This is a genomic window from Mesorhizobium sp. M1E.F.Ca.ET.041.01.1.1 (assembly GCF_003997355.1).
GTDB lineage: Bacteria > Pseudomonadota > Alphaproteobacteria > Rhizobiales > Rhizobiaceae > Mesorhizobium.
In genome coordinates, this window is sequence record NZ_RZSL01000490.1 from 1 (window position 1) to 4,671 (window position 4,671).

At 58.3% G+C, this 4,671-nt stretch carries 5 protein-coding genes and 1 pseudogene; 3 read left to right on the forward strand and 3 right to left on the reverse strand.

The annotated features are described in order from the left end of the window. Positions 1-470: pseudogene (locus EOA38_RS28505) on the forward strand (DNA-processing protein DprA); the annotation flags it as partial. 64 nt (positions 471-534) lie between these two features. Further along, on the forward strand, positions 535-2,034 hold the full coding sequence (locus EOA38_RS28510) for a recombinase family protein (RefSeq protein WP_127300801.1): 1,500 nt from the start codon (positions 535-537) through the stop codon (positions 2,032-2,034). 518 nt (positions 2,035-2,552) lie between these two features. Here the strand turns inward: EOA38_RS28510 and EOA38_RS28515 are convergent. Further along, entirely contained in the window at positions 2,553-2,951 is a 399-nt protein-coding gene (locus EOA38_RS28515; protein ID WP_127300802.1) for a hypothetical protein, read from the reverse strand. Between the two features lie 11 nt (positions 2,952-2,962). Beyond that, positions 2,963-3,352, reverse strand: a complete 390-nt coding sequence (locus EOA38_RS28520; RefSeq protein WP_127300803.1) for a hypothetical protein — start codon at positions 3,350-3,352, stop codon at positions 2,963-2,965. Between the two features lie 113 nt (positions 3,353-3,465). Here EOA38_RS28520 and EOA38_RS28525 point away from each other — a divergent pair, with 113 nt between their 5' ends. Next, on the forward strand, positions 3,466-4,170 hold the full coding sequence (locus EOA38_RS28525) for an SOS response-associated peptidase (RefSeq protein ID WP_127300804.1): 705 nt from the start codon (positions 3,466-3,468) through the stop codon (positions 4,168-4,170). A 19-nt stretch (positions 4,171-4,189) separates the two neighbouring features. Here the strand turns inward: EOA38_RS28525 and EOA38_RS28530 are convergent. Next, positions 4,190-4,671: hypothetical protein (locus EOA38_RS28530; RefSeq protein ID WP_210212993.1), on the reverse strand; the 482-nt coding region annotated here is incomplete at its 5' end.

A 4,671-nucleotide genomic window follows, 5' to 3' on the forward strand; every position in this document is an offset into this window, starting at 1 on the left:
ATGTTGGCCCGGCCTCTTTCCGCGAACTGATCAACCGCTTCGGCTCGGCCGAGGCTGCGCTCGAGATGCTGCCCGAACTGATGATTTCGGGGGGCGCCAACCGCATCGTTCGCATTCCCTCCATCGCGGAAGCCGAGGCCGAGCTGGAGGCGGCGCGCCGCGCCGGCGCCCGTTTCGTCGGCATCGGGGAGGCCGACTATCCCGCTCTGCTGAAGACCATGGACAACCCGCCGCCGCTGCTGGCGGTCAAAGGCGAAGGCGCGGTGTTCCGCCTGCCGGCGGTGGCCATCGTCGGCGCCCGCAATGCCTCGCTCGCCGGCATCAAGATGGCGCGCATGCTGGCGACTGACCTCGGCCGCGACGGTTACGCCATCGTCTCGGGCCTCGCCCGCGGCATCGACACGGCCGCACACCAGGGCAGTCTCTCGACCGGCACTGTCGGCGTGCTGGCCGGCGGCCTCGACGTGCCTTGACGGTCAGTGTACATAAGCTGTATCCCCTTCCCGGTAACCCAGCCGGAAGGAAAGAACACGCATGCTACAGCCCCGCGACCTCAAGGGAAGGAACGCAATCAGCTACGCGCGTTGGTCGTCAGGGCGACAAGCGAAGGGTGACAGCCTCCGCAGACAGACGGAGAACGCGCGAGAGTTCTGCGCGACGTACGGGCTAAGCCTGGACCTCGCTTTGGTCGACGATGGTGTATCAGCCTTCAAAGGTGCAAATCTCGAAGCGAGCCTAGGCAAGTTCGTTATAGACGTGAAGAGCGGGAAGATAGCGAAGGACGTTGTCCTAATCGTTGAGAACATCGACCGCATAACCCGCGTGAAGCCCACTCAGGCAATTCGGTACTTCCTTGGGCTCTTGGACACTGGGCTGACCCTGGTGACCCTCACTGATCAGCGGGTTCACACCGCCGAGGGATACGACGACAACTTCGCCAACCTCATGATGTCTCTTATGGCCATGCAAGCGGCCTACGAATACAGCGCCAAGATATCGTTTAGGGTCGGTAGTTCGTGGGTGGGGAGGGTCAAGGCGGCAAAGGAAGGCGGCCGTGTAAGGGTGTCGAAGGTCCCCTTCTGGATCGACCAGAAGACCCAACAGTTCAACGACAGAGTTGAGGACGCCCGACTGGTGTTTAAGTTGGCCAAGCAAGGGGTTGGACAGACTGCCATTACCAATCGCCTTAACGAACAGCACATTCCAAGTTCGCGCGGGGGCACTTGGGGGAAGTCCATGGTTCAAGACGTTCTGAAGTCCCCTGCCGCCTATGGCTCACTTGTACTCAAAGGGGAAGAGATACGCGACTACTTCCCAGCCTTGATCAGCGAAACAGAGTGGCTGGCTATCCAGCACCAGCATAGATCGCGCCATCGGAACTCCCAAGCCGACAGCACCCGCAACCTGTTCCCCAGGCTCCTAAGGTGCGGTCGGTGCGGATCAGCGATGAACATGACTTCCTCGCGGTTTAGCGGGAAGGTCTTCAGCTACCTAGTTTGCAGCGGGAAGGCGCTGAGACGGACGAGCTGCAACCAGCCGAACGTGAAGTATGACGAACTTGAAGGGGTGTTGGTGGAACAGCTTGGGTTCCTTGCCGTGATGGAGCGAAACGAAGCAAAAGCTTCAACAGCGGGTAGCCCGGCCAGCGAGATTGAAGACGCCATAAAGGCCCTGGAGTTCAAACAGCGGAACGTCCTTGATGGAATAGCCGAGGCCGACACCCCTGAGGTTCGCAGAGTGCTTCTTGCTCAGGCTGATGCCATATCGAAGAACATCGGCCTAAAGAAAAAGGAGCTAACCAGTGCCCGTGAGACTGCGGCGAGATACGCTTCAGTGGCTGATGCAACGCCTGAGGAATTGGATGCTTATGCCGAGGAAATCCAGAGGCTTGCCAAGGTGGATCGTAAGGAAGCCAGGAGGCTGATTGGAGATGTCCTTGAGCGTATTGACCTAGATACCGACGACGAGGGCACTCTGCACGTTTCCATATCCTTCTTCAACAAACACGCCTCTGTAGATGTCGCTTCTGAGTAGCGCGATGCGTTTCACCATGCCGCACGCGCGTTCGACCTCACCGGCCATGGTGCTGCTGAAGGTGACCAAACGGGCACTGGAGAAGGCGTTGGGCGCTGGCGGCTAAAGAACCTCGATGCGGCAGCTTGACGCAGAGCACGACAATCACCACTTGTTGCCGCAGCCCTCACAAGAGGGGGCAGAAAGGAGAGTTTCCATGTTGGAAGCTTTTTTGGAGCCCCCATTCTCAAGGCAGGTTGTAGCACCTTCTTGAGGCGTCTCTAGGCGGGGGCCGGGTTAAGGTCGAAGTGTGCCGGAAGCGGTGCTACGTGGACGGTCTGCAAATGTTTAGGGAGCCTCCTCACAATGTGAGCAAGGCCAACCCTGGGGTCACGAAACCCGCAGATAAGACCGATGATGGAACGTTAGAGACGCCTTGAGCGAGGCGACCCGGACCCCGTGCTGGTAGCATAGGCCACTCCGGTAACCGCGCTCACCAGCGAGAGCGGACCGTCGAACCCACCAGGGCGGAGCTAACGCTACTCGCCCAAGCTCTCAGCCGCAGCTACTTGCTCATCAATGCAGTGGCTCATCATGAACCAGTCCGTGCGGCCTTTCCCGTCTGCCCATTGCTCGCCGCAGTGGATAAAAATCCGCATGTTTCGCGCTGAAGCTGTTGTGTCGAAGGACGTTGCCTTGAGCATGGAGGCACGCTGCTGACCTATGCAATGCTTGCGCATCACATAGTCATCGCCCCACTGATCTGCGCAGAACGCCTTGATATCGGTTAGCTCATTATTCTGCCTGTCGCGCATGATCGCGTGCGTTGCGCGGTCCATTGCGGCTCTCTCGGACTTGCTGAACTCGGCGGCACTTACCGCACCGCACAGAAGAAGCATTGGGGCCACCAAGTAGACCGACTTCACCATCCCCGCCATCCGACGCTCCCTCACCGAATACCCTGGCTCTTGCAATAGGAAATGACGGTAGCGCTGTCGGTCTCCGTCCCAGCTATCTGCCTGACCACAAATTCAGCCTCCCCAGTTTGCCTGTAGGTCGCCAAGACGCCCACGAATGGGGTCTCACCGGCATAGCCCCCAAAGCCGTTCTTGGCGTTGACCAAGCCACAGGCCAGAATGACGCCCCCCTCCTTCACACCGGGAAATGGAACCGCCTTTATCGGCCCAAATTTCGCGCTGTCGGGGTCTTTCAACTGTAGGGTCACGGCGCGCTGGATCGCAGCCACTTCATTGTCGTTCAGCTCATAGGCTTCTTGGGCGGCCGCAGCCGATGCTAGGGCAACGGAAGCGGTGAGGACCGCAGTTCTCAACGTGACCATGATGTCTCCCCCCGGATGCGATAAGAATGCCCCGTTTCCGTACCCCGCGCAACGTTCGCGTGGGAGGACATACTGACCTAGCGTAGCACGGGCAAATCGTGCACGTTCCATCCATGTGCAATCTCTACAACATCACCACCAGCCAGGACGCCATCCGCGAGTGGACCCGCGCCATGCGGGACATCATGGGCAACCTTGAGCCCTCGCTAGATGTCTATCCCAACATGCCGGGCGCTGTGGTCCGCAACGCCCCCGACAGGCAGCGGGAAGTAGCCAAGCTTCTTTGGGGCATGCCTACGCCGGCAGAGCGAGTGAAGGGCAAGGCGGACTATGGCACCACCAACATCCGCAATCCGCAGTATGGCCACTGGCAGCAATATGTTGGCGTGGAGAACCGTTGTGTGGTGCCCGTGACGAGCTTCGCGGAGCCGAGCCCCAAGCCTAACGACAAGGACCCGGAAACTGGCATACAGCGGAACTATTGGTTTGCCCGAAGCGAGGATCGCCCGCTGTTCTTCTTCGCGGGCATGTGGACGCGCTGGCAGGGGGTTCGCAGGGTCAAGGACGGGCCGGGCGACTTCGAGTTGTACGGCTTCCTGACGACCAAACCGAATGCGCTGATTGCCCCGATCCATGAGAAGGCTATGCCGGTGATCCTGACCAGGCGGGATGAGGTCGAGGCCTGGCTTACAGTGCCGTGGTCGGAAGCGCGGCACATGCAGCGGACAGCCCCAGACGATGCCTTGGTGATTGTCGAGAAGCCGGCCACGCAAATTAAGTTCCCGCAACGGCCACCGGCCCAAGGATCGCTGTTCTAGAAACCTCGTCTGCTTGGGGTTATTTGGGCGGCTCAATTCGCCTGATAGTGGCGTTTTGATCGGTCAGGATAGCCTCCAAAACTTGAACGGCGTCCTCCGTTCCTCCTCCTTCGTTGATGAATTTCTTTCGAAGATCGTAAGCTCTCTCTAAGTTGTCTAGCTTGCGTGAGACAACATCTTCTCTTGATTTCTCATTTTCAATCAGACGGCGGTCCACTTCCTGGGGATAGAAGATGGTCCTATTCAGAACAAAATCGGCTAATTCCTTCGTAACTGCCTTAAGAATTGCTGAGATATCGAACGGGTTTGAGTAACGAATTTCCGTGATAGCTATTTCGTACACGCGCCCCAATGGCCTGTTTTGCCCAAGTGTCTGCGTCAAACACGCAAAGTTGAAAAGCTCCGGTGCCAATGAATTTAGCTCGACATCCAAGGGCACAAGCTCCTTCAATGGCGACCATTTCGTATTCATGCTAATTAAGATGTGAGCCATCCCAAAAC

What these genes read in the sequence shown, in the direction of transcription:
- EOA38_RS28510 (WP_127300801.1), top strand. Translation starts at nt 535, where the DNA reads ATGCTACAGCCCCGCGACCTCAAGGGAAGGAACGCAATCAGCTACGCG.
- EOA38_RS28515 (WP_127300802.1), bottom strand. Translation starts at nt 2,951, where the DNA reads ATGGCGGGGATGGTGAAGTCGGTCTACTTGGTGGCCCCAATGCTTCTT.
- EOA38_RS28520 (WP_127300803.1), bottom strand. Translation starts at nt 3,352, where the DNA reads ATGGTCACGTTGAGAACTGCGGTCCTCACCGCTTCCGTTGCCCTAGCA.
- EOA38_RS28525 (WP_127300804.1), top strand. Translation starts at nt 3,466, where the DNA reads ATGTGCAATCTCTACAACATCACCACCAGCCAGGACGCCATCCGCGAG.